Raw genomic sequence first — 20604 nt, 5'->3', positions numbered from 1 at the left:
TATGAGCTTTAACACTATCATCGACTGGAACAGTTGCAGCCCTGAACAGCAACGCGAGCTGCTGATGCGCCCGGCGATCTCCGCCTCAGAAAGTATCACCCGTACCGTTGTGGAGATCCTCGACAACGTGAAAAGCAATGGCGATAACGCCCTGCGTGAGTACAGTGCGAAATTTGATAAAACTGACGTTACCGCGCTGAAAGTGACCGCGCAGGAAATTGCCGATGCCAGCGCCCGTCTCGGTGACGACATCAAACAGGCGATGGCCGTGGCGGTTAAGAATATCGACACGTTCCACATCGCACAGAAACTGCAAACGGTTGATGTCGAAACACTACCAGGCGTGCGTTGCCAGCAGGTCACCCGCCCTATCGCCTCCGTCGGGTTGTATATCCCAGGTGGTTCCGCCCCGCTGTTTTCCACCGTACTGATGCTGGCCACTCCGGCACGCATTGCAGGCTGCAAAAAAGTGGTGCTCTGCTCCCCTCCCCCTATTGCGGATGAAATTCTCTATGCGGCGCAACTCTGCGGTGTACAGGAAGTCTTTAAAGTGGGGGGCGCGCAAGCGATTGCAGCTCTGGCATTTGGCACGGAATCAGTGCCAAAAGTCGACAAAATCTTTGGACCCGGCAACGCCTTCGTGACCGAGGCCAAGCGTCAGGTAAGCCAGCGTCTGGATGGTGCTGCTATCGATATGCCAGCGGGCCCGTCAGAAGTGCTGGTGATTGCCGACAGCGGCGCCACGCCTGATTTTGTCGCCTCCGATCTGTTGTCGCAGGCGGAACACGGCCCGGACTCGCAGGTGATCCTGCTGACGCCGGATGCCGACATGGCCCGCGCCGTTGCCGACGCCGTTGATCGTCAGTTAGCCGACCTGCCTCGCGCGGAAACGGCGCGTAAAGCGCTCTCCGCCAGCCGCCTGATTGTGGCGAAAGACCTGGCACAATGCGTACAAATCTCTAACCAGTATGGTCCGGAGCATTTGATTATTCAGACCCGTAGTGCGCGTGACCTGGTGGATGATATCACCAGCGCCGGCTCGGTCTTTTTGGGCGACTGGTCACCCGAGTCCGCTGGTGATTATGCCTCCGGCACCAACCACGTCCTGCCAACATACGGTTATACCGCAACCTGCTCCAGCCTGGGGCTGGCCGATTTCCAGAAACGGATGACCGTCCAGGAATTATCGCGCGAAGGCTTCGCGTCTCTCGCCTCTACTATTGAAACGCTGGCGGCCGCTGAACTGCTCACCGCCCACAAAAATGCCGTCACCCTGCGTGTTAACGCCCTTAAGGAGCAAGCATGAGTATTGAGGAACTGGCTCGCGCCAACGTACGTGCCCTGACCCCGTATCAGTCTGCCCGTCGTCTTGGCGGTAAGGGCGATGTCTGGTTGAACGCCAACGAATTCCCGACGGCAGTGGAATTTAATTTCACTCAGCAAACGCTGAACCGCTACCCGGAATGCCAGCCAAAAGCGGTTATCGAAGGGTATGCGCAGTATGCCGGGCTTAAGCCGGAACAAGTTCTGGTGAGTCGCGGCGCTGATGAAGGTATTGAACTCCTTATCCGCGCGTTCTGCGAACCGGGTAAAGACGCTATTCTGTTCTGCCCGCCGACCTACGGTATGTACAGCGTCAGCGCAGAAACTTTTGGCGTTGAGTACCGCACGGCCCTGACACTGGACGGCTGGCAACTGGATCTGCAAAACATTGCCGACCAGCTTGAGAATGTCAAACTGGTGTATGTCTGCAGCCCGAACAACCCCACCGGTCAAATCATTAATCCGCAGGACATTCGCGCCGTGCTGGAGATGACGCGCGGCAAAGCGCTCGTAGTGGCCGACGAAGCGTATATTGAATTTTGCCCTCAGGCGACGCTGGCGGGCTGGCTTGAAGAGTATCCACACCTGGTGATACTGCGCACGCTGTCCAAAGCCTTTGCGCTGGCAGGCCTGCGTTGTGGCTTCACCCTGGCAAATGAAGAGGTGATCAACCTGCTGATGAAAGTGATTGCCCCCTATCCACTCTCTACACCGGTGGCGGATATCGCGGCCCAGGCCCTGAGCCCGGAAGGAATTGTGGCGATGCGTGAGCGTGTCGCACAGATCGTGGCCGAGCGCGAATATCTGTCAACATCACTTCGTGACATTCCCTGCGTGGAGACGGTGTTTGATTCAGAGACCAACTACATTCTGGTACGCTTCAAAGCCTCCAGCGCTGTCTTTAAATCTCTATGGGATCAGGGCATTATCCTGCGTGACCAAAATAAACAACCGACCTTAAGCGGCTGCCTGCGTATCACTATCGGCACCCGCGAAGAGAGCCAGCGCGTCATCGACGCTTTACGTGCGGAGTCTGTATGAGCCAGAAGTACCTTTTTATTGACCGTGATGGAACCCTGATTTCCGAGCCGCCATCTGATTATCAGGTCGATCGTTTTGACAAGCTGGCCTTTGAACCGGACGCGATTCCGGTTCTGCTCGCACTCCAAAAAGCCGGTTTTAAACTGGTGATGATCACTAATCAGGATGGTCTGGGCACCAGCAGCTTCCCGCAGGCCGATTTTGATGGCCCGCATAACCTGATGATGCAAATTTTCACCTCTCAGGGTGTGGTGTTTGAAGAGGTGTTGATTTGCCCGCACTTCCCGGGCGACGAGTGTGATTGCCGCAAACCGAAAGTAAAAATGGTTGAGCGCTGGCTGGTTGAGCAAGCGCTGGATAAAGCGAACAGCTACGTCATTGGCGATCGCGCAACGGATATTGAACTGGCGGCCAACATGGGCATTGCCGGGCTGCGTTACAACCGTGAAACCCTGAACTGGGCAGCCATTGGCGAGCAGTTGACCAAACGCGATCGTTACGCCCACGTTGAGCGCAAAACCAAAGAGACGCAGATTGACGTCAAAGTGTGGCTGGATCGCGAAGGCGGCAGCAAAATCCGCACCGGCGTGGGCTTCTTTGATCATATGCTCGATCAAATTGCCACTCACGGCGGCTTTCGCATGGAAATCGACGTCAAAGGCGATCTCTACATTGACGATCACCATACGGTTGAAGATACCGGTCTGGCGTTAGGCGAAGCGTTGAAGCTGGCGCTGGGCGACAAGCGCGGTATCAACCGTTTCGGTTTTGTGCTGCCGATGGACGAATGCCTGGCACGCTGTGCGCTGGATATTTCCGGGCGTCCGCACCTGGAATATAAAGCTGAGTTTACCTATCAGCGCGTGGGGGATTTGAGCACCGAGATGGTTGAGCACTTCTTTAGTTCTCTTTCTTACACCATGGGTGTGACGCTGCATTTGAAAACCAAAGGGAAAAACGATCACCACCGCGTGGAGAGCCTGTTTAAAGTCTTTGGTCGTACGCTGCGCCAGGCCATTCGCGTCGAAGGCGATACCCTTCCCTCCTCGAAAGGAGTGTTGTGATGAATGTCGTTATCCTGGATACCGGGTGCGCTAACCTCAACTCTGTGAAATCGGCCATTTCGCGTCACGGCTACGAGCCGCTGGTGAGCCGCGATCCGGACGTGGTGCTGCGCGCCGACAAACTGTTTCTGCCCGGCGTAGGCACGGCGCAGGCCGCCATGGATCAATTGCGCGAACGCGACCTGATTGAACTGGTAAAAGCCTGCACCCAGCCGGTGCTGGGCATCTGCCTGGGTATGCAGTTACTGGGGCGTTTCAGCGAAGAGAACAGTGGCGTGGATTTACTGGGTATCATCGATCAGGACGTGCCGAAAATGGAAGATGTCGGTTTACCACTGCCGCACATGGGCTGGAACCAAGTCTATCCAAAAGCAGGCAATCGCCTGTTTCAGGGGATAGATGACGGCGCGTACTTCTATTTTGTCCATAGCTACGCCATGCCGGTTAACCCTTACACCATCGCCCAGTGTCAGTACGGCACGCCGTTTACTGCTGCGGTGCAAAAAGACAATTTCTTTGGCGTGCAATTCCATCCGGAACGTTCAGGGCGCGCGGGTGCACAACTGCTGAAAAACTTTCTGGAGATGTGATGATTATTCCGGCTTTAGATTTAATTGATGGAACGGTAGTGCGCCTGCACCAGGGGGATTATGGTCAGCAGCGCGACTACGGCACCGACCCGTTGCCACGCCTGCAGGATTATGCCGCCCAGGGTGCGCAAGTGCTGCATCTGGTGGATTTAACCGGTGCGAAAGATCCGGCGCGTCGCCAGATCCCATTGCTGAAAACACTGGTTGCCGGGGTGAATGTGCCGGTACAGGTCGGCGGCGGTGTACGTACCGAAGAGGATGTCGCCGCGCTGCTTGATGCCGGTGTCGCCCGTGTGGTCGTTGGTTCAACAGCCGTGAAATCACCTGAGGTCGTTAAAGGGTGGTTCGAGCGTTTTGGTGCCGATGCGCTGGTCCTGGCGCTGGATGTACGTATTGATGCCGCAGGCAATAAACAGGTGGCGGTAAGCGGCTGGCAGGAAGATTCCGGCGTCTCGCTGGAAGAACTGGTAGAAACCTATCTCCCGGTTGGCCTCAGGCATGTGCTGTGCACCGATATCTCCCGCGATGGTACGCTGGCAGGTTCGAACGTGTCGCTGTATGAAGAAGTGTGCGCGCGATATCCGCAGGTTGCGTTTCAGTCTTCCGGTGGTATCGGCGATATCAATGATATTGCGGCGCTGCGTGGAACAGGCGTGAAAGGCGTGATCGTGGGTCGCGCGCTGCTGGAAGGTAAATTTACTGTAACGGAGGCCATCCAATGCTGGCAAAACGGATAATTCCTTGTCTCGACGTACGCGATGGTCAGGTGGTGAAAGGCGTTCAGTTTCGTAATCACGAAATCATCGGTGACATCGTGCCTCTGGCGAAACGCTACGCCGAAGAAGGCGCAGACGAACTGGTTTTTTATGATATCACCGCCTCCAGTGACGGGCGCGTGGTCGATAAAAGCTGGGTCTCTCGCGTCGCGGAAGTGATCGACATTCCGTTCTGTGTGGCGGGCGGGATCAAGTCTGCTGACGATGCGCACAAAATTCTCTCTTTCGGCGCGGATAAGATTTCCATCAACTCCCCGGCGCTGGCGGATCCCGAGCTTATCACCCGCCTCGCCGATCGTTTTGGCGTGCAGTGTATTGTGGTGGGTATCGATACCTGGTTTGATGCGTCGACCGGCAAGTACCACGTCAATCAGTATACCGGTGATGAAAGCCGCACACGCGTGACCACCTGGGAGACGCTGGACTGGGTGCAGGAAGTGCAGAAACGCGGAGCTGGCGAGATCGTGCTTAACATGATGAACCAGGACGGCGTGCGTAACGGTTATGACCTTGAGCAACTGAAAAAAGTGCGCGAGGTTTGCCACGTCCCGCTTATCGCTTCCGGTGGCGCGGGGACAATGGAACACTTCCTTGCGGCCTTCCGCGACGCCAACGTCGACGGCGCGCTGGCGGCATCGGTGTTCCATAAGCAAATTATCAATATTGGTGAGTTAAAAACGTACCTGGCAGGCCAGGGCGTGGAGATAAGGGTATGTTAACAGAGCTGCAACTGGCCCAACTGGACTGGGAAAAAACCGACGGACTGCTGCCCGCCGTGGTGCAACACGCGGTCTCCGGCGAAGTATTGATGCTGGGGTATATGAACAAGGACGCGCTGGCGAAAACGCTGGAAAGTGGCAAAGTCACCTTCTTCTCGCGGACCAAAGGACGTTTGTGGACCAAAGGCGAAAGTTCTGGCCATTTTCTGAATGTGGTGAATATTGCGCCGGACTGTGATAACGATACCCTGCTGGTACTGGCGAACCCCATTGGTCCAACCTGCCACACGGGAACGTCCAGTTGCTTTGGCGACAATGCCCATCAGTGGCTTTTCCTCTACCAACTGGAACAACTGCTCGCCGAACGCAAAACGGCAGACCCGGCCAGCTCATATACCGCTAAGCTGTATGCCAGCGGCACCAAGCGTATCGCGCAAAAGGTGGGTGAAGAAGGCGTGGAGACCGCACTGGCGGCCACCGTTCACGATCGCGAAGAACTGACCAATGAAGCGTCAGACTTGATGTATCACCTGCTGGTCTTGTTGCAGGATCAGAACCTGGATCTGACCACAGTTATCGAAAATCTGCGTAAGCGTCACCAGTAATTGCTATGGGGAGTGCCCACACTCCCCCTCTTCCCCACTGAATTAACAGTTATCATTCTGCTTCTCAACAGGTATGATCCGCCTCATGGTTCAGCGCCGCTCCTGCCGCGCTGCATGTTTTGCATCACCAGACATTGAGGTTGAAGATGAAATTTTTGGTCACCGGCGCAGCCGGCTTTATCGGCTTTCACGTCAGCGAACGTCTGTTACAGGCGGGCCATCAGGTCACAGGGATAGATAACCTTAATGATTATTATGAAGTCAGCCTGAAAGAAGCACGCCTGAACTTACTGGCAAACGAAAACTTTCGCTTTGTGAAACTGGACCTGGCAGACCGTGAAGGGATGGCACAGTTATTTGCCGAAGAGAAGTTCGACCGCGTTATCCATCTTGCCGCTCAGGCGGGCGTACGTTATTCACTGGAAAACCCACATGTTTACGCCGAAGCTAACCTGATTGGTCATCTGAACGTGCTGGAAGGCTGCCGCCACAATAAGGTTCAGCATTTGCTGTATGCCTCCTCCAGTTCTGTTTACGGCCTGAACCGCAAGATGCCTTTCTCTACAGAAGATTCGGTTGATCACCCGGTATCGCTTTACGCCGCAACCAAAAAAGCCAATGAGCTGATGTCGCATACCTATTCACATCTTTATGGTTTGCCGACCACGGGACTGCGCTTCTTTACGGTTTATGGCCCGTGGGGACGCCCGGACATGGCGTTGTTTAAATTCACGAAAGCCATGCTCGAAGGCAAAAGCATTGATGTCTATAACTACGGCAAGATGAAACGCGACTTTACCTATGTGGATGATATTGTTGAAGCCATTATCCGCATGCAGGATGTGATTCCGCAGGCTGACCCGAACTGGACCGTTGAAAGTGGCTCCCCGGCCACGAGTTCAGCGCCTTATCATATCTACAACATCGGCAATAGCTCGCCGGTCGAGTTGATGGATTACATCACAGCGCTGGAAGAGGCGCTGGGTATTGAAGCGCAGAAGAATATGATGCCGATTCAGGCGGGAGATGTGCTGGAAACCAGTGCCGATACACAGCCGTTGTATGACACCATCGGTTTTAAACCGCAGACATCGGTTAAAGAAGGCGTGAAGAAATTTGTCGAGTGGTACAAGTCGTATTACAAGGCGTAAAAAACGGCCCTGACGGGCCGTTTTCATTTCTGTGCTTAGTCGTTACCGAACAGATCGCGGGTATAAACTTTGGCTTCAACATCCGCCAGCTCCGGCGCCATACGGTTTGAAATAATCACATCCGATTCTTTCTTGAAAGCTTCCAGGTCGCGGACAACGCGAGAGTGGAAGAACTCGTCTTCCTGCATTACTGGTTCATAAATGATGACCTGTACACCCTTCGCCTTGATACGCTTCATAATCCCCTGAATAGAGGATGCGCGGAAGTTATCCGAACCGCTCTTCATAATAAGACGGTAGACACCCACCACCTTCGGTTTACGGGAAAGAATGGAGTCAGCAATGAAGTCTTTGCGCGTGCGGTTCGCATCCACGATAGCCGCAATAATGTTATTCGGCACCGACTGGTAGTTCGCCAGCAATTGCTTGGTATCTTTTGGCAGACAGTAACCGCCATAGCCAAATGACGGGTTGTTGTAGTGATTGCCAATACGCGGGTCAAGGCAAACCCCTTCAATGATCTGGCGCGTATTCAGCCCCAGCGCTTCGGCATAGCTGTCCAGCTCGTTGAAATAGGCCACGCGCATTGCCAGATAGGTATTGGCGAACAGCTTGATGGCTTCGGCTTCGGTGGAATCGGTGAACAGCGTTGGGATATCTTTCTTGATAGCCCCTTCCTGCAGCAGGCCCGCAAACCGCTCTGCGCGTGCGGAACGTTCGCCAATGACAATACGTGACGGGTGCAGGTTGTCGTAAAGCGCCTTACCTTCGCGCAAGAACTCCGGCGAGAAGATGACATTGTCGATACCGAGCTCATCTTTGATGGACTGAGTGAACCCCACCGGGATGGTAGACTTGATAATCATCACCGCATCGGGGTTGATTTCGTGCACATCGCGGATGACCGACTCAACACTGGAGGTATTGAAGTAGTTGGTTTTCGGGTCGTAATCAGTCGGGGTGGCAATGATGACATAATCGGCGCCCCGATAGGCATCTTGCTTATCCGTGGTGGCGCGAAAATTCAGCTCTTTTGTCGCCAGATACTCTTCAATTTCTTTATCAACGATCGGCGATTTTTTCTGATTCAGCATATCGACTTTAGCCTGCACGATATCCAGTGCGACCACTTCATGATGCTGCGCAATCAGAATACCGTTCGATAAGCCAACGTAGCCTGTTCCTGAGATTGTTATTTTCATTCGCTCTGCAACTTCTTCCGGTTAAACATTTGAGGGTGAACACGTCGCCTGCATAAATGGCGTATCGAGTCAGCTTATCGTCAGTATATCGTGGTTTTCTACAACGGCGCCTATCAGACCTGACTGAAACCCGCCTTTAGAAAATAAAAAAGCCCGGAGGAGCGCTCCGGGCCTACATTTTGCTGTTGGCTATTTCAGATTAATCCAACCACTCGGTGTGGAACACGCCCTCTTTATCAGTACGTTTATAAGTATGCGCGCCAAAATAATCACGTTGAGCCTGAATCAGGTTGGCTGGCAGTACCGCAGCACGGTAGCTATCGTAATAGGCAACCGCAGCGGCAAAGGTCGGAACCGGAATACCATTTTGCACAGCATAAGCTACAACATCGCGCAGTGCCTGCTGATACTCATCAGCAATTTTCTTAAAGTACGGTGCCAACAGCAGGTTAGCGATTGCCGGCGTTTCTGCATATGCATCGGTAATTTTCTGCAGGAACTGGGCACGGATGATGCAGCCTGCGCGGAAAATTTTCGCGATTTCGCCGTAGTTTAAATCCCAATTGTATTCATCAGACGCGGCACGCAACTGAGAGAAGCCCTGTGCATAAGAGACGATTTTACCGAGGTACAGTGCGCGACGGACTTTCTCGATAAACTGAACTTTGTCACCAGCAGGCTGTGCCTGTGGGCCGCTCAGAACTTTAGACGCAGCAACGCGCTGCTCTTTCAGCGAAGAGATATAACGTGCAAATACGGATTCAGTGATCAGGGAAAGCGGTTCGCCGAGATCCAGGGAACTCTGGCTGGTCCATTTACCGGTACCTTTGTTGGCCGCCTCGTCCAGGATCACATCGACCAGATAGTTACCGTCTTCATCTTTCTTGGTGAAGATGTCCTTGGTAATGTCGATAAGGTAGCTGCTCAGCTCACCTTTATTCCACTCGCTGAAAGTGGTAGCCAGCTCTTCGTTAGACAGATTCAGGCCGCCTTTCAGTAATGAATAAGCTTCTGCAATCAATTGCATGTCGCCATATTCGATACCATTGTGAACCATTTTAACGTAATGGCCCGCACCATCAGCACCGATATAGGTCACACATGGCTCACCATCTTCGGCAACGGCTGCAATTTTGGTCAGGATCGGTGCGACCAGTTCGTAAGCATCTTTCTGACCGCCAGGCATGATGGATGGGCCTTTTAGCGCGCCTTCTTCACCGCCTGAAACACCGGTACCAATAAAGTTAAAGCCCTCAGCAGAGAGTTCGCGGTTACGACGAATGGTGTCATGGAAGAAGGTATTACCGCCATCAATGATGATGTCGCCTTTTTCCAGATAAGGTTTCAGGGAGTCAATAGCGGCATCTGTGCCAGCACCCGCTTTCACCATCAACAGGATGCGACGGGGAGTTTCTAAGGATTCAACAAACTCTTTCACGGTGTAATACGGAACCAGTTTCTTGCCCGGATTCTCGGCAATTACTTCTTCGGTCTTATCGCGGGAGCGGTTGAAAACGGAAACGGTATAGCCACGGCTTTCGATGTTAAGCGCCAGATTGCGCCCCATCACGGCCATACCAACAACGCCGATTTGTTGCTTAGACATTACTTACTCCTGTCAGGTGTGAACACCCGAAAGATCGCGTGCTTTCGGGCTTAAGTATCAGGAATGTTAACTCACAAAAGCCAGTTCAAGCCAGCTAAGGCTAACATCAACACATTTCACCCTACCTAAGAGTGAAATACACCAAAAGTTAGAGTGGTGCCAAAACCTTCATAAAAGAAAAAAGCACAATTACAAACAAAGCATTAAAGAACAAAGAGTTACTAAAAACCGAGTAAGAGAAAGTACGAGTTTTGTACCAATCGACGATTAATTTTCTGCAAGGCAATTCTATCAGTCGATGTAAAAACCACGCAGTTAAAAGTGAGATGCCCCAAAAAATAACTGCTTGTTTCGTTGTCGAATATCCGGAAAAAACAGTTAAATTTTTCTGAAACCATACGAGAACACTCATATGGACAAGATAAAGAGCAAAACTTATTTCCCCAAGCAGAATAAATAACTTTTGAGATAAAAACTTGTGCAGGAGGCCTTTCCCATACGCAAAAATAAGAATTACGAATGCAAAAGAAAACACAGAGCCACTTTTTGATAAATAATAACTTAAAACAGTTCCCGCTTGATTGCCTAAACCCAATAAACCGACGAAACGTGGGGAAAGCCACATAGTGAATAACGCAAATACAACTACCGTCAATTCTGCAAAAGAAAAGAAAGAATTTGATATCTTTGCAACAGCATTTGTATTACATGTTTTCATATAAATTTTACAAACCAGAACGCCAATGTAAAATTCGAAAATCCTTACCCAAGGATTTATATACAATAACCCCATAAGGCTAAATTGACTTCCACCTTCATCTGGTGAAACATCCCATAAAACACCAAAGCAAAGATGGAAAATTACCAGCAATGAAACGATAAGCAATTTTATCTATTTACCAGGAATAATGCTGGTAATGAGTAAAGGGAATAATAAATAAAAGAACATCTCAGTAGAGATACTCCAGGAAACGCCATTAAAGATTAGAAACACATCTTTTAATTGAACCAGAGACTGCAACAATAACGCATGCATCAATCCGGTAAAAACAATCGCCCCACCCTGAAGCCACCCTTGGTTTATACCACCTGTAAATACCACCAGGATCAACATCGCAGCGATATGAGAAGGAAACCCTTGCAAACCTTGCGACATAGAAACTTTTTTACATCAGCAAATGAAGTAAGTTTTGGATAGTTATATGTAAGAATAAAGCCTGACAGGATAAAAAAGAAAGAAACCCCCTGAGCCGATGAGTAAGTCGTTGCAAGCCTCATGGAACCAAATAGGCCATGTCCAGGCCTAAAACAATCATAGCCGGGCTTTGTTGAATAAATCAGATTTCGGGTAAGTCTCCCCCGTAGCGGGTTGTGTTTTCAGGCAATACGCACGCTTTCAGGCATACCTGCTTTCGTCATTTTGTTCAGCGCTCGTACCAGGGCCATAGCCTCCGCAACCTGACCATCGTAGTCACGCAGCGTCAGTGACCCCCCGAACAGCTGTTTTACCCGGTACATTGCCGTTTCCGCTATCGAGCGACGGTTGTAATCTGTTGTCCATTTCCACCGCGCATTACTCCCGGTCATTCGCTGATTAGCCACTGCACGGTTACGGTCTGCATATTCACCGGGCCAGTAACCCGCACCTTTTCGGGGAGGGATAAGCGCGCTGATTTTCTTACGCCGCAGTTCATCGTGACAGAGCCGGGTGTCGTAAGCGCCGTCTGCCGATGCTGCCCTGATTTTTCTGTGAGTCTGCCGGATAAGACCCGGGAAGGCTTCTGAGTCCGTCACATTGTTCAGCGACAGGTCTGCACAGATGATTTCATGTGTGTTGCTGTCAACGGCTAGATGCAACTTTCGCCATATACGACGGCGTTCTTTGCCGTGTTTTTTGACTTTCCATTCGCCTTCACCAAAGACCTTCAGCCCGGTGGAATCAATCACCAGATGCGCGATTTCACCCCGGGTGAACGTTTTGAAACTGACATTAACCGACTTTGCGCGCTTGCTGACACTGGTGTAATCCGGGCAGCGCAACGGAACATTCATCAGTGTAAAAATGGAATCAATAAAACCCTGTGCAGCCCGCAGGGTCAACCTGAACACGCGTTTAATGACCAGCACAGTCGTGATGGCAAGGTCAGAATAGCGCTGAGGTCTGCCTCGTGAAGAAGGTGTTGCTGACTCATACCAGGCCTGAATAGCTTCATCATCCAGCCAGAAAGTTATGGAGCCACGGTTGATGAGGGCTTTATTGTAGGTGGGCCAGTTGGTGATTTTGAACTTTTGCTTTGCCACGGAACGGTCTGCGTTGTCGGGAAGATGCGTGATCTGATCCTTCAACTCAGCAAAAGTTCGATTTATTCAACAAAGCCTCATAGCCGCTGCAAAAAATCTTATCGACGTCAATGACGTCTAATTTTTTGTGTTTTGCATAGTAAACATTCTTTGTTTCTAAAATTTAAGATGGATTCAAAAAGTAGTCGTCATCCTGCAACCACTCGCCATACTTCATTAAGATCATCAACATATTGCACAGATGTTTTAGGCGGTATAGCGCAAGCACTCATAGCCGTTACATCTATAACTTTCATTTCTTTTATTTTCTTAGATAAATCATCGCTATCCCCAGCTTTAAAAAGCAACCCATTAATACCATGCTTAATCACTGCAGATATCCCAGGCAAATCCGAACCTATTACAGGACAATTTGATGCCTGCGCAGAATAAATAACAAGAGGTGTATTCTCAAACCAAACAGAAGGTACAATTAAGACATCTATAGTTTCAAAAATAGTAAAGATATTTTTGTTAGGAAATGTCCCACAGAATTTTATATTGTCGTTTGGTATAACCGATTCCTCCAGACTTTTCACATATTCTGGAAAATCAGCACCGCTTCCGTAGATCGTTAATGAAGCAAATCCATCAGGAAGAGATTTAACGGCATCAATAGCAATATGACACCCTTTATGTGGAGCGAGGGTACCAATAAAACCTAAACGAATACACTTACCAGCTTCTAAATTTTTAAGCGGTAAATTTACGTTTTCTCTATCGATATCAATGCCAAAATTAATCTCATGTATAAGATGACTATTAACACCATAGCGTAGGAAAAGGTCAACCATAAAACGGTTAGGAGCTACTATACCCTGCAATCTATTTAGAGCCGAAATAGCATTCTCCAGCCGAGATGACATGGCAACAACTTCATTATGCATTGGAAAATCAATTAACTTCGAGCCTTTAGTGATTCTCGCAATTTCACCGATAAGTAAATCCGGAATAAAGCTAATAAGCTTTGAATTAAAACCGTTTACGGAATTTTGCGCAAAATGCTTAATGCAATTACCTGATAGCTTATCTGGACCCGAGCAAAACTGACCATCTTTCAATATCAGTTGTGCAGTTGGACATATCATCCAAAAATCAGTAGGCGTAAAATATTGAGGGATGCCATGATCAGCAAGAAGGTTGATAATACCAATACCTAATCGATTTAAATGAAAATGATGAACCAAATCTGGTTTAAATATCTTCAATACTTGCGAGAAATAGTTTCTTGAAAGTTGATTATTATAACCAATTTCAATTAGTGAGGTCTGTGCGAGCATTGGCACATACGAATGATGGAAACGATATATAGTAATTTCATCATATATATATTCGTCAAATCTTTCATCATCACTAAGCTTATTATCACTCGGATAACCAGTGAAGATACAAACTTCATGGCCACGTCTGATAAGCTCTTTCGCCACTGAAAGTGTCAAAACCTCAGTTCCAGCTTTAAAATCAGGGAAGAACTGATGGACTGTAAGCAGTATTCGCATAGAGTTTCACTCAATCACTGACATGCAATTTATTTTTGCAACGTCTCTTTCATCCATGCAGCAGTACGCTTCAGGCCTTCTTGCATTGTCACTTGAGGTTGCCAGTTCAATTCATTTCGGGCAAGTTTGTTACACAGCACACTAATATCAATATCAAACGAGCGACCAGGTTTATAATTAACCTGAACAGGTTGTTCGATAATACTTTTCATCATTTCGACCAACTCATTCAGGCTAATACCTTTACCTGAGCTTATATTGAAACATTCCTTATCACCATCATAAGTAATGGCTTTGGCAAAGGCATCAGCTACATCGCTCACATGAATATAATCGCGCTGGACACTACCATCACCCCAAATTTCGATTGGTTTGTCTTTTAAGATATTATGCATAAAAATACCAATCGCGCCCTGTGCTGTTTCAACGCGTTGCCGTTCTCCATAGGGATTTGCCACGCGCAGTGTTACAGCTTTGATACCGTGCAATTTACTAAACATATGTAAATATTTTTCAATTGCCAGTTTCGTAATGCCATATGAAACGACGGGTTCTGTCGGATGCTTTTCATCAATAGGAATATATTGCGGGTTACCATAAACCGTTCCGCCAGATGAAATGAAGACTATCCGTTTCACTTTGTGCTCAACCATAGCATTAAGCAAATGCAAACTTGGTACGATATTTGTTTCAACATCATAAACAGGATCTTCATTAGAACTTTTGGGCAATGTCGTGGAAACAAGATGCACAACACCATCCATGCCTTCTATAGCATCACGTAAATCATGCGTACTACTAAAATCACCAGTGGTCCACTCAACGTGCTCATTTTCCGCAAAATGACGATAAGGTGGAACCCGTGGGCGCTCAAAAATTCTTAATTGATGGCCATCTGCTAATAAACGCTCACAAATTGCTGAACCAATGAAGCCACCACCGCCAAAAACCACAAGTTTCATTTTCCCTCCGAGTCGCAATAATTTTGTCTAATCAAACATCACCGGATAATGAATTATCCGGTGCTTAAAATTAGTTTACTGATAAAGGCTAAATGTTTCTTCCGCCATAACCTTTGTTGTACGCAGATATTCTGTCGTCATAGACAACTTTCTTAAGAGCCCAGGGGTCTGAATGATATAAGATAGTTTTTTCGCCAGATCATCTGAATCACCACGTTTAAAGCTGAAACCATTTTCCCCTTCGGTTAGAAACTCGGTCATACCTTCAACATCAGAAACAACAACGGGAGTATGTGTCGCCAATGAATTTAAAAGCACCAGCGGACTGTTTTCATACCAGCGTGAAGGGATAACAAACAGATCAATATCACGAAATATTTCTGCGGTGCGCGATTGTTCGAAAGTACCCATGAAAGTGATGCCGTCAACACCCTCACTTATTTTTCGTAACTCTTCCATATAGCTCAAAGACTGATTCGTTGGGCCATATATTTTAAGTTCAGCACTTCCTTTAGGAAGTTGTTTAAACGCCTCAATAAGTAAATCGGTACCTTTGTGAGGTGCAATTTGTCCGATATAACCGATAACTGGAATATGCTCACTGCTACGCTCTGGCTTCGGCAAACGGTCAATGTCAATGCCAAACCAGATTTTAGTCATAGGAACCGAAATCCCATTACTTTCGTATGCTTTTTTCAGAAAAGCTGTCGGGGCAACAGCGCCCTTATAGTAGGTATTGTACAAGTAGGACAATGTTTCCGGGCGGCGGATAAGATCTTCAGCCAGCCCCTGCAAATAACCATTTTTCAACAGACCCGCTTTGTGAGTACCTACAAGCCCTTTTGCGATAATAGTCGCAGCAGTTGGCATTGCCGCTTTTTTCATCCACCCACTGGCATAGCCATTTTGTGCGGATTCTTTAAGGTAGCATGCAACACAGTTAGCACGTGAGGCAGATGGCCCGGCGCATAAATCTCCATTTGCCGCCTCCAGCTTGTTATTGAAACAAAAGCCAAAGAAATCAGTAAATGTTGTATATGTCGGAATTTGTAATTTGCCTGTAACTTCCAGCAACACGGCCGTATGGTTGATTAAATGCGTGATATGAACGACATCTGGCTTAAGTTCTTGCAAAACTTCAGTCAGTACATCCTGCATTTCTGGCTGGTAGTATGTTTCCTTAATACGTGAATGCGGGATAGCATTTTTATCAATTGCTATTACCGGAATGTCATCCCATGTATAGCGATTAATTAACTCAGGTTGTTTAGGTTCACCCTGAAACACGGCAGAAACAACAGCCACATCATGACCCCGATCACGATAATGTTTCGCTAAACCTAGCGTATAGGTTTCAGTACCATAGAAATGGTCGGGGAAAAAACAATGTACAAAAAATACAATTTTCATATTGCGCCGTATTATTTTTCCGTTAACTCAGCATACAAACCAGCATAAGCGCTAATCATCGCCTGCACGGAGAAATGACCTGTCGCTCGTTCTTGATGTTCACGACCTAACTTCGAACGCAGCTCATCATTATTAAGTAACTCAATGGCTATATCAGCTAATTTCTCAGCATCACCCGCCGGGGCCAGCATTGCTTTAGAATTTACTATTTCACTTATTGCACCAACATCATAGCCAATGACGGGTACGCGCATATTCATTGCAAAAGGACTGACTTGTCCAAAACTCTCTTTCCACACAGGAGCAATAAAGAGCGACATACGGCGATAGTAATCAGGCAAAGTGTCGTACTCGACATAGCCAGTGAACTCAAATTGTGCTTCCACGCCCGCTTCTTTTACTGCTTCCTGGAACGGCGCCAACAAACTGCCGCCACCGACAATAAGTATTTTCGTCTGCGGCCGTTTTAGTGCGATCGCAATAAAAGGTTTAATCGCATCTTCATTCAATTTATCGCGCTCAAGGCGATACACCATTCCAACACAGTCTGCTGGAACAGGATCATCATCATTGCGCATGAAATGTGAGAAATCAGAACCAGGATAGACCGTCACATGAGAATCATCCGGGCGCCCAAATACATGGCGTACATAATCACTTACATACACATAACGTTTAACCGCTTCAGAAAAATGAGGTGCAATAGGAGTATTAATGTTCTCAATGACCGGGATATTGAGCACTCGAGCCGCTTCAATAGCCTGCGCATACCAGGGTTCATCGACATCGCCCCAATAATGGACGTGAACGAAATCAGGTTGCTTCCATTTAAAGTAGTTAATAAACGGAGTAATATCGTTGCAATCACGCTGCTCGTCAATCTGCAATCCGACGTAAGCTGGCGGGTTTGGCGCATAGCTGGTCAGAACAAATTGCTCATAATCACTTCCCAAATATTCGACAAGGTCGACAACCAACCGCGAGGAACCACCCGTCATAAAGTTGGCAATCACATGGGCAATCTTCGGAGCTCCAGGCTTCGTCACAGGCATTTTGACCAGATAGCCAGTGCTTTCAATAACCGGAGTTGCACTACCCTCGTCAGCGGCTTCAACAGGTGCCACCACCGGCTGAGGCCTACGTGAGAAACGGTTTCGCAGCCATCCCGTTAGCGGAGATACCTTGCGGCGCAATACCAGCGGGGTCATTAAGGATGTAGCAAGGTAAGTCATATGCATAACCTTACGCGTTCCCCAGGGCTGGTAAAGCATTACATTGCGCAGGCGCATAATACGGGTATGCATGATCGCATTTAGCTGACTGATATTAGCTGACTGTTCCGCTATGGCTTGATCCTTAAGTTGTATTGTGTGCTCAAGCCCTGCTATTGTTTCTTGTTGCTTAGTAATCAGTGCGTTTTGCGCCAGAATCGTCGTATCTTTCACAGAAATAGCTTTCTTAAGCTCTTCATTTTCAGCAGGCATTTTACTGAATTCAAGAATACGCTCGCGCATCAGTACGTTATTTTGTGTCAACAGACAATTGAGATCGGCAGCAGTTTCAGCTTGTTCGGTTAAATGAGCACTGTTAAAAAGTTGGTACAGTGATTTGATAATCTCGATTTTCTTATCCATCGCAGGGTAATCCGTTACCTCACACCCAGAAATAATGGCAAGGAAATTCCAAAGCTGGGAATTTCTATCCTGCAAAGCAGCCAATTCCTGGCTATTTTCATCAAGAGAAGCGATCAGTTTTTTATTTTCTTCACGCAATGCATCAAGTGCCCGGCTATTCTCATCCAGCGATGTCAATAAGTAATTGTTTTCACCTTTGAGGGCATCCAGCGCCTGACTATTCTCTTCAAGAGAGCTAGCAAGAATTTTATTCTCGTTTTCCAAAACCGTGTGGGCTAAATTTTTATCTTCAAGCGTTTCGTTAAGCCTGGCGTTCTTAGCCTGCAGTTCTGATACAGCAGCACTATTATCTTCCAGTGAGCGGAGTAAACGGATATTTTCACTCTGGAGGGAAACCAGTGCCTGGTTATTCCCCTCAAGGGAATTCAATAACCGCTGATTCTCCTGCTGTAAAACTTCCAGAGATTTGTTATTTCCCTCAAGGGAATTCAGAAGCTGACTATTTTCTTCCTGCAAAGATGTTACAGATTTATTATTACCTTCCAGTAATGCAGCATATTTATTCAAGGAAGCAATCTGCGCTCTAAGCGCGACGTTAAGCGCTCTCACTGATGCCGCCTGAGCATGCGGGCTTCGGCGCAACTGCAACCACCACCACGGTTTATCTTTAAAACTATCCAGATTAACCAGGGCATAAGCGCAATTACTTGCATAATCGAGAATCGACGATAACTCCGGTAAACCAAACTCTACCGGGTCCCGTAAATCACCCAGACTCTGATTCCAGTCAGCATTCAGTGCTCGATATGCAAGTTCAATACCTGCCGCCCATTCTTCGCGCGCACCTGATTCATCGTTAGAATTAAGTTTAATGACGCCAAGGTACAAATGAGCTTCAACAACCCTGTTTGCTAACAAGGGGCTAAATGCCAGCGGATCAATTGCGACACATTTCTCAAATGATGTGCGCGCATGGGAATGCAGACCGGCTTTTAACCACAATCTTGCCATCACGAAGTGAAGCGAAATCATCCAGCGGATCGCGTGTGGAGTTACCGGTTTAAGAAGCACGTATTCATCAATGCGCTCAGAAATTTGTCTGAGTTCATCAATAGACGAGGGGGTAACGCCATTTAATAATTGGTATGCCCTGACGCAAAGGGCTGCACCAGTATCAGCGCTGTTGTCATGATTGTTGTCATAGACAACTTCGGCAAGTTCTTTGAGTGCATCATTATTTCTTTGCCTCCAGCCGATATCAACCATGGCACGGATCAACCAGGGGTTTTTATAATCACGCGAGAAAGCTGTAACATTCCAGTCAGGATCAGTAAACGTTTTATGCTGCTTGTCGTGATAAACGACCTCTTCACCATTGAGTGGCGATTTCATCCCAACAGCCAGCCACCATTCTGATGCAGGTGCAGTGGATTCATCGGCATCTGTCGGAATACTATAAAGCTCGCGTTTCGCGGCAACCCAATTCTTACTTCCCGCTTTTTCTTTATAATGTGTAGCGGACTGAACAGTGATATTTTCCAACTGGAATTGCGCTTTTATCTGATCGCGCAATTTATCTAACGTATACACATGCAAGTGGAATGGATTCGGATCTTCACCGGTTTCGTCACTCCAGTCATTTGGCACGCTAACAATGATACGTCCACCGGGCGTCAGAATACGCTGGAACTCTTTGAGCACGGTTTCAGGGTCTGAGATATGTTCAAGCGTTTCAAACGAGACCACAACATCGACTGAGTGATCGGCAAAATCATAAAGCGCTTCTGGAAGCATCCCCGCTGAAAAGCTGAGATTGCTGACATTAGGCACGAAATTAAGGTTGGCATAATCTATTGCATAGTTGCTGCCATCGATGCCGATGGTTTTTCCAGCCATAGTCCCACACTGCAATAGATAACTGCCATAACCCAGCCCACATGCGGCATCAAGGACGGTATCACCCGGACGCACGAAGGTTGCAGCCCACTGATAACGTGCGATATGAGCATCTGAGCGTTCACCAGCTTCGCGCGTCATATCCATATGCAAGTCGCGCTCTTCTTTTAACGCTTCCAGCGGATAGCGCTCAAGAGCCGTCTCTGGAATACATTCCAGCAGGATAATTGCTTCTCCGCTTTCGCGTCCTAATGCTTCATAATCATTGATCAGATAGTAAGAAGGATGCTTACGAAGTCCCTCGGCAAAGAAAATACGCTCCCATTCATTACGCCCAATCACGGTAGCGCGAGGATCATTTTCCTGTTGATTGCCTGTGGTGACGCGAAGATAAACCGAACGTTTTGTAACGCGCTTAATTTCACGAACGGCCTGAATCAGCTCATCTGCGCTGATGTATTCAAGACTATAAAGCGCGATAGTTGTATCAAATGCCTGATCTGCATAAGGCAATTTCGACGCAACGCCAAGAGTAAAACGTTCTGGCATGAAACTATTGCCATACGCTACCGCTTCGCTCGAATCATCAATACCATATGCATCCATCCCAGAGGAAAGCAGCTCCTGTACTAATTGGCCATTCCCTGCGCCAATATGAAGAAACTTCTGTCCACCACATGAGTTCAAAATTTCGCGTACAATAACGTCAGCGTTTTCAATATTCTTCATTTAGTTAGCCTGTATTTCCAGGTTTTGGTTTTATCAAAGAGCTTATTGTAAATATTT

General features: G+C 48.1%; 17 protein-coding genes. 8 read left to right on the top strand and 9 right to left on the bottom strand.

Annotated elements, in window-relative coordinates:
• Window position 1: 1 nt before the first annotated feature.
• The 8 genes from hisD to ACS0RQ_RS09110 all read left to right on the top strand — a co-directional run bounded on the left by hisD (window position 2) and on the right by ACS0RQ_RS09110 (window position 7269).
• The gene (gene hisD, locus ACS0RQ_RS09145; protein ID WP_271850647.1) at window positions 2-1306 is read left to right on the top strand and encodes a histidinol dehydrogenase; all 1305 of its coding nucleotides are present in this window, start codon (window positions 2-4) and stop codon (window positions 1304-1306) included.
• A complete protein-coding gene (hisC, locus tag ACS0RQ_RS09140) occupies window positions 1303-2364 on the top strand; it encodes a histidinol-phosphate transaminase (RefSeq protein WP_041851937.1) in 1062 nt (353 codons plus the stop codon). The genes hisD and hisC overlap by 4 nt, the downstream gene beginning before the upstream one ends.
• The gene (gene hisB, locus ACS0RQ_RS09135; protein ID WP_041851938.1) at window positions 2361-3428 is read left to right on the top strand and encodes a bifunctional histidinol-phosphatase/imidazoleglycerol-phosphate dehydratase HisB; all 1068 of its coding nucleotides are present in this window, start codon (window positions 2361-2363) and stop codon (window positions 3426-3428) included. Before hisC ends, hisB begins: the two co-directional genes overlap by 4 nt.
• Window positions 3428-4018, top strand: coding sequence for an imidazole glycerol phosphate synthase subunit HisH (hisH, locus tag ACS0RQ_RS09130; protein ID WP_271850648.1), 591 nt, complete (start codon window positions 3428-3430; stop codon window positions 4016-4018). The genes hisB and hisH overlap by 1 nt, the downstream gene beginning before the upstream one ends.
• Window positions 4018-4755 (top strand): 1-(5-phosphoribosyl)-5-[(5-phosphoribosylamino)methylideneamino]imidazole-4-carboxamide isomerase, encoded by a 738-nt coding sequence (gene hisA, locus ACS0RQ_RS09125; protein ID WP_271850649.1) that lies wholly within the window; start codon window positions 4018-4020, stop codon window positions 4753-4755. The genes hisH and hisA overlap by 1 nt, the downstream gene beginning before the upstream one ends.
• Window positions 4737-5513: an imidazole glycerol phosphate synthase subunit HisF gene (gene hisF / locus ACS0RQ_RS09120; protein ID WP_271850651.1), complete on the top strand. Its 777-nt coding sequence runs from the start codon at window positions 4737-4739 to the stop codon at window positions 5511-5513. Before hisA ends, hisF begins: the two co-directional genes overlap by 19 nt.
• A complete protein-coding gene (hisIE, locus tag ACS0RQ_RS09115) occupies window positions 5507-6118 on the top strand; it encodes a bifunctional phosphoribosyl-AMP cyclohydrolase/phosphoribosyl-ATP diphosphatase HisIE (protein WP_103278819.1) in 612 nt (203 codons plus the stop codon). Before hisF ends, hisIE begins: the two co-directional genes overlap by 7 nt.
• A 146-nt stretch (window positions 6119-6264) precedes the next feature.
• Window positions 6265-7269, top strand: coding sequence for an NAD-dependent epimerase (locus tag ACS0RQ_RS09110; protein ID WP_271850653.1), 1005 nt, complete (start codon window positions 6265-6267; stop codon window positions 7267-7269).
• Between the two features lie 35 nt (window positions 7270-7304).
• Here the strand turns inward: ACS0RQ_RS09110 and ugd are convergent, their stop codons facing one another.
• From ugd to ACS0RQ_RS09065, 9 genes are all read right to left on the bottom strand, one after another.
• Window positions 7305-8471, bottom strand: coding sequence for a UDP-glucose 6-dehydrogenase (gene ugd, locus ACS0RQ_RS09105; RefSeq protein ID WP_041851944.1), 1167 nt, complete (start codon window positions 8469-8471; stop codon window positions 7305-7307).
• 199 nt (window positions 8472-8670) lie between these two features.
• The gene (gnd, locus tag ACS0RQ_RS09100; RefSeq protein ID WP_271850654.1) at window positions 8671-10077 is read right to left on the bottom strand and encodes an NADP-dependent phosphogluconate dehydrogenase; all 1407 of its coding nucleotides are present in this window, start codon (window positions 10075-10077) and stop codon (window positions 8671-8673) included.
• A 148-nt stretch (window positions 10078-10225) separates the two neighbouring features.
• Complete coding sequence (locus ACS0RQ_RS09095) at window positions 10226-10963, bottom strand: acyltransferase family protein (RefSeq protein ID WP_271850655.1); 738 nt, start codon at window positions 10961-10963, stop codon at window positions 10226-10228.
• A gap of 6 nt (window positions 10964-10969) precedes the next feature.
• Window positions 10970-11233: a hypothetical protein gene (locus ACS0RQ_RS09090; protein ID WP_271850656.1), complete on the bottom strand. Its 264-nt coding sequence runs from the start codon at window positions 11231-11233 to the stop codon at window positions 10970-10972.
• A 221-nt stretch (window positions 11234-11454) separates the two neighbouring features.
• Complete coding sequence (locus tag ACS0RQ_RS09085) at window positions 11455-12423, bottom strand: IS5 family transposase (protein ID WP_023279773.1); 969 nt, start codon at window positions 12421-12423, stop codon at window positions 11455-11457.
• A 143-nt stretch (window positions 12424-12566) separates the two neighbouring features.
• The gene (locus tag ACS0RQ_RS09080) at window positions 12567-13916 is read right to left on the bottom strand and encodes a glycosyltransferase (RefSeq protein WP_271850657.1); all 1350 of its coding nucleotides are present in this window, start codon (window positions 13914-13916) and stop codon (window positions 12567-12569) included.
• Between the two features lie 29 nt (window positions 13917-13945).
• Window positions 13946-14878: an NAD-dependent epimerase/dehydratase family protein gene (locus tag ACS0RQ_RS09075; protein WP_271850658.1), complete on the bottom strand. Its 933-nt coding sequence runs from the start codon at window positions 14876-14878 to the stop codon at window positions 13946-13948.
• Between the two features lie 75 nt (window positions 14879-14953).
• Window positions 14954-16288 (bottom strand): glycosyltransferase family 4 protein, encoded by a 1335-nt coding sequence (locus tag ACS0RQ_RS09070; RefSeq protein WP_271850659.1) that lies wholly within the window; start codon window positions 16286-16288, stop codon window positions 14954-14956.
• An 11-nt stretch (window positions 16289-16299) separates the two neighbouring features.
• Window positions 16300-20547 carry a methyltransferase domain-containing protein gene (locus ACS0RQ_RS09065; protein WP_271850661.1) on the bottom strand — a complete coding sequence of 1416 codons (4248 nt, stop codon included), beginning with the start codon at window positions 20545-20547 and terminating at the stop codon, window positions 16300-16302.
• Between the last annotated feature and the right edge of the window lie 57 nt (window positions 20548-20604).

Source organism: Phytobacter diazotrophicus (assembly GCF_052061655.1).
GTDB classification, from domain to species: domain Bacteria; phylum Pseudomonadota; class Gammaproteobacteria; order Enterobacterales; family Enterobacteriaceae; genus Phytobacter; species Phytobacter diazotrophicus.
This window is presented reverse-complemented; position numbering and strand designations above follow the sequence as displayed.

What these genes read in the sequence shown, in the direction of transcription:
- hisD (WP_271850647.1), top strand. Translation starts at nt 2, where the DNA reads ATGAGCTTTAACACTATCATCGACTGGAACAGTTGCAGCCCTGAACAG.
- hisC (WP_041851937.1), top strand. Translation starts at nt 1,303, where the DNA reads ATGAGTATTGAGGAACTGGCTCGCGCCAACGTACGTGCCCTGACCCCG.
- hisB (WP_041851938.1), top strand. Translation starts at nt 2,361, where the DNA reads ATGAGCCAGAAGTACCTTTTTATTGACCGTGATGGAACCCTGATTTCC.
- hisH (WP_271850648.1), top strand. Translation starts at nt 3,428, where the DNA reads ATGAATGTCGTTATCCTGGATACCGGGTGCGCTAACCTCAACTCTGTG.
- hisA (WP_271850649.1), top strand. Translation starts at nt 4,018, where the DNA reads ATGATTATTCCGGCTTTAGATTTAATTGATGGAACGGTAGTGCGCCTG.
- hisF (WP_271850651.1), top strand. Translation starts at nt 4,737, where the DNA reads ATGCTGGCAAAACGGATAATTCCTTGTCTCGACGTACGCGATGGTCAG.
- hisIE (WP_103278819.1), top strand. Translation starts at nt 5,507, where the DNA reads ATGTTAACAGAGCTGCAACTGGCCCAACTGGACTGGGAAAAAACCGAC.
- ACS0RQ_RS09110 (WP_271850653.1), top strand. Translation starts at nt 6,265, where the DNA reads ATGAAATTTTTGGTCACCGGCGCAGCCGGCTTTATCGGCTTTCACGTC.
- ugd (WP_041851944.1), bottom strand. Translation starts at nt 8,471, where the DNA reads ATGAAAATAACAATCTCAGGAACAGGCTACGTTGGCTTATCGAACGGT.
- gnd (WP_271850654.1), bottom strand. Translation starts at nt 10,077, where the DNA reads ATGTCTAAGCAACAAATCGGCGTTGTTGGTATGGCCGTGATGGGGCGC.
- ACS0RQ_RS09090 (WP_271850656.1), bottom strand. Translation starts at nt 11,233, where the DNA reads ATGTCGCAAGGTTTGCAAGGGTTTCCTTCTCATATCGCTGCGATGTTG.
- ACS0RQ_RS09080 (WP_271850657.1), bottom strand. Translation starts at nt 13,916, where the DNA reads ATGCGAATACTGCTTACAGTCCATCAGTTCTTCCCTGATTTTAAAGCT.
- ACS0RQ_RS09075 (WP_271850658.1), bottom strand. Translation starts at nt 14,878, where the DNA reads ATGAAACTTGTGGTTTTTGGCGGTGGTGGCTTCATTGGTTCAGCAATT.
- ACS0RQ_RS09070 (WP_271850659.1), bottom strand. Translation starts at nt 16,288, where the DNA reads ATGAAAATTGTATTTTTTGTACATTGTTTTTTCCCCGACCATTTCTAT.
- ACS0RQ_RS09065 (WP_271850661.1), bottom strand. Translation starts at nt 20,547, where the DNA reads ATGAAGAATATTGAAAACGCTGACGTTATTGTACGCGAAATTTTGAAC.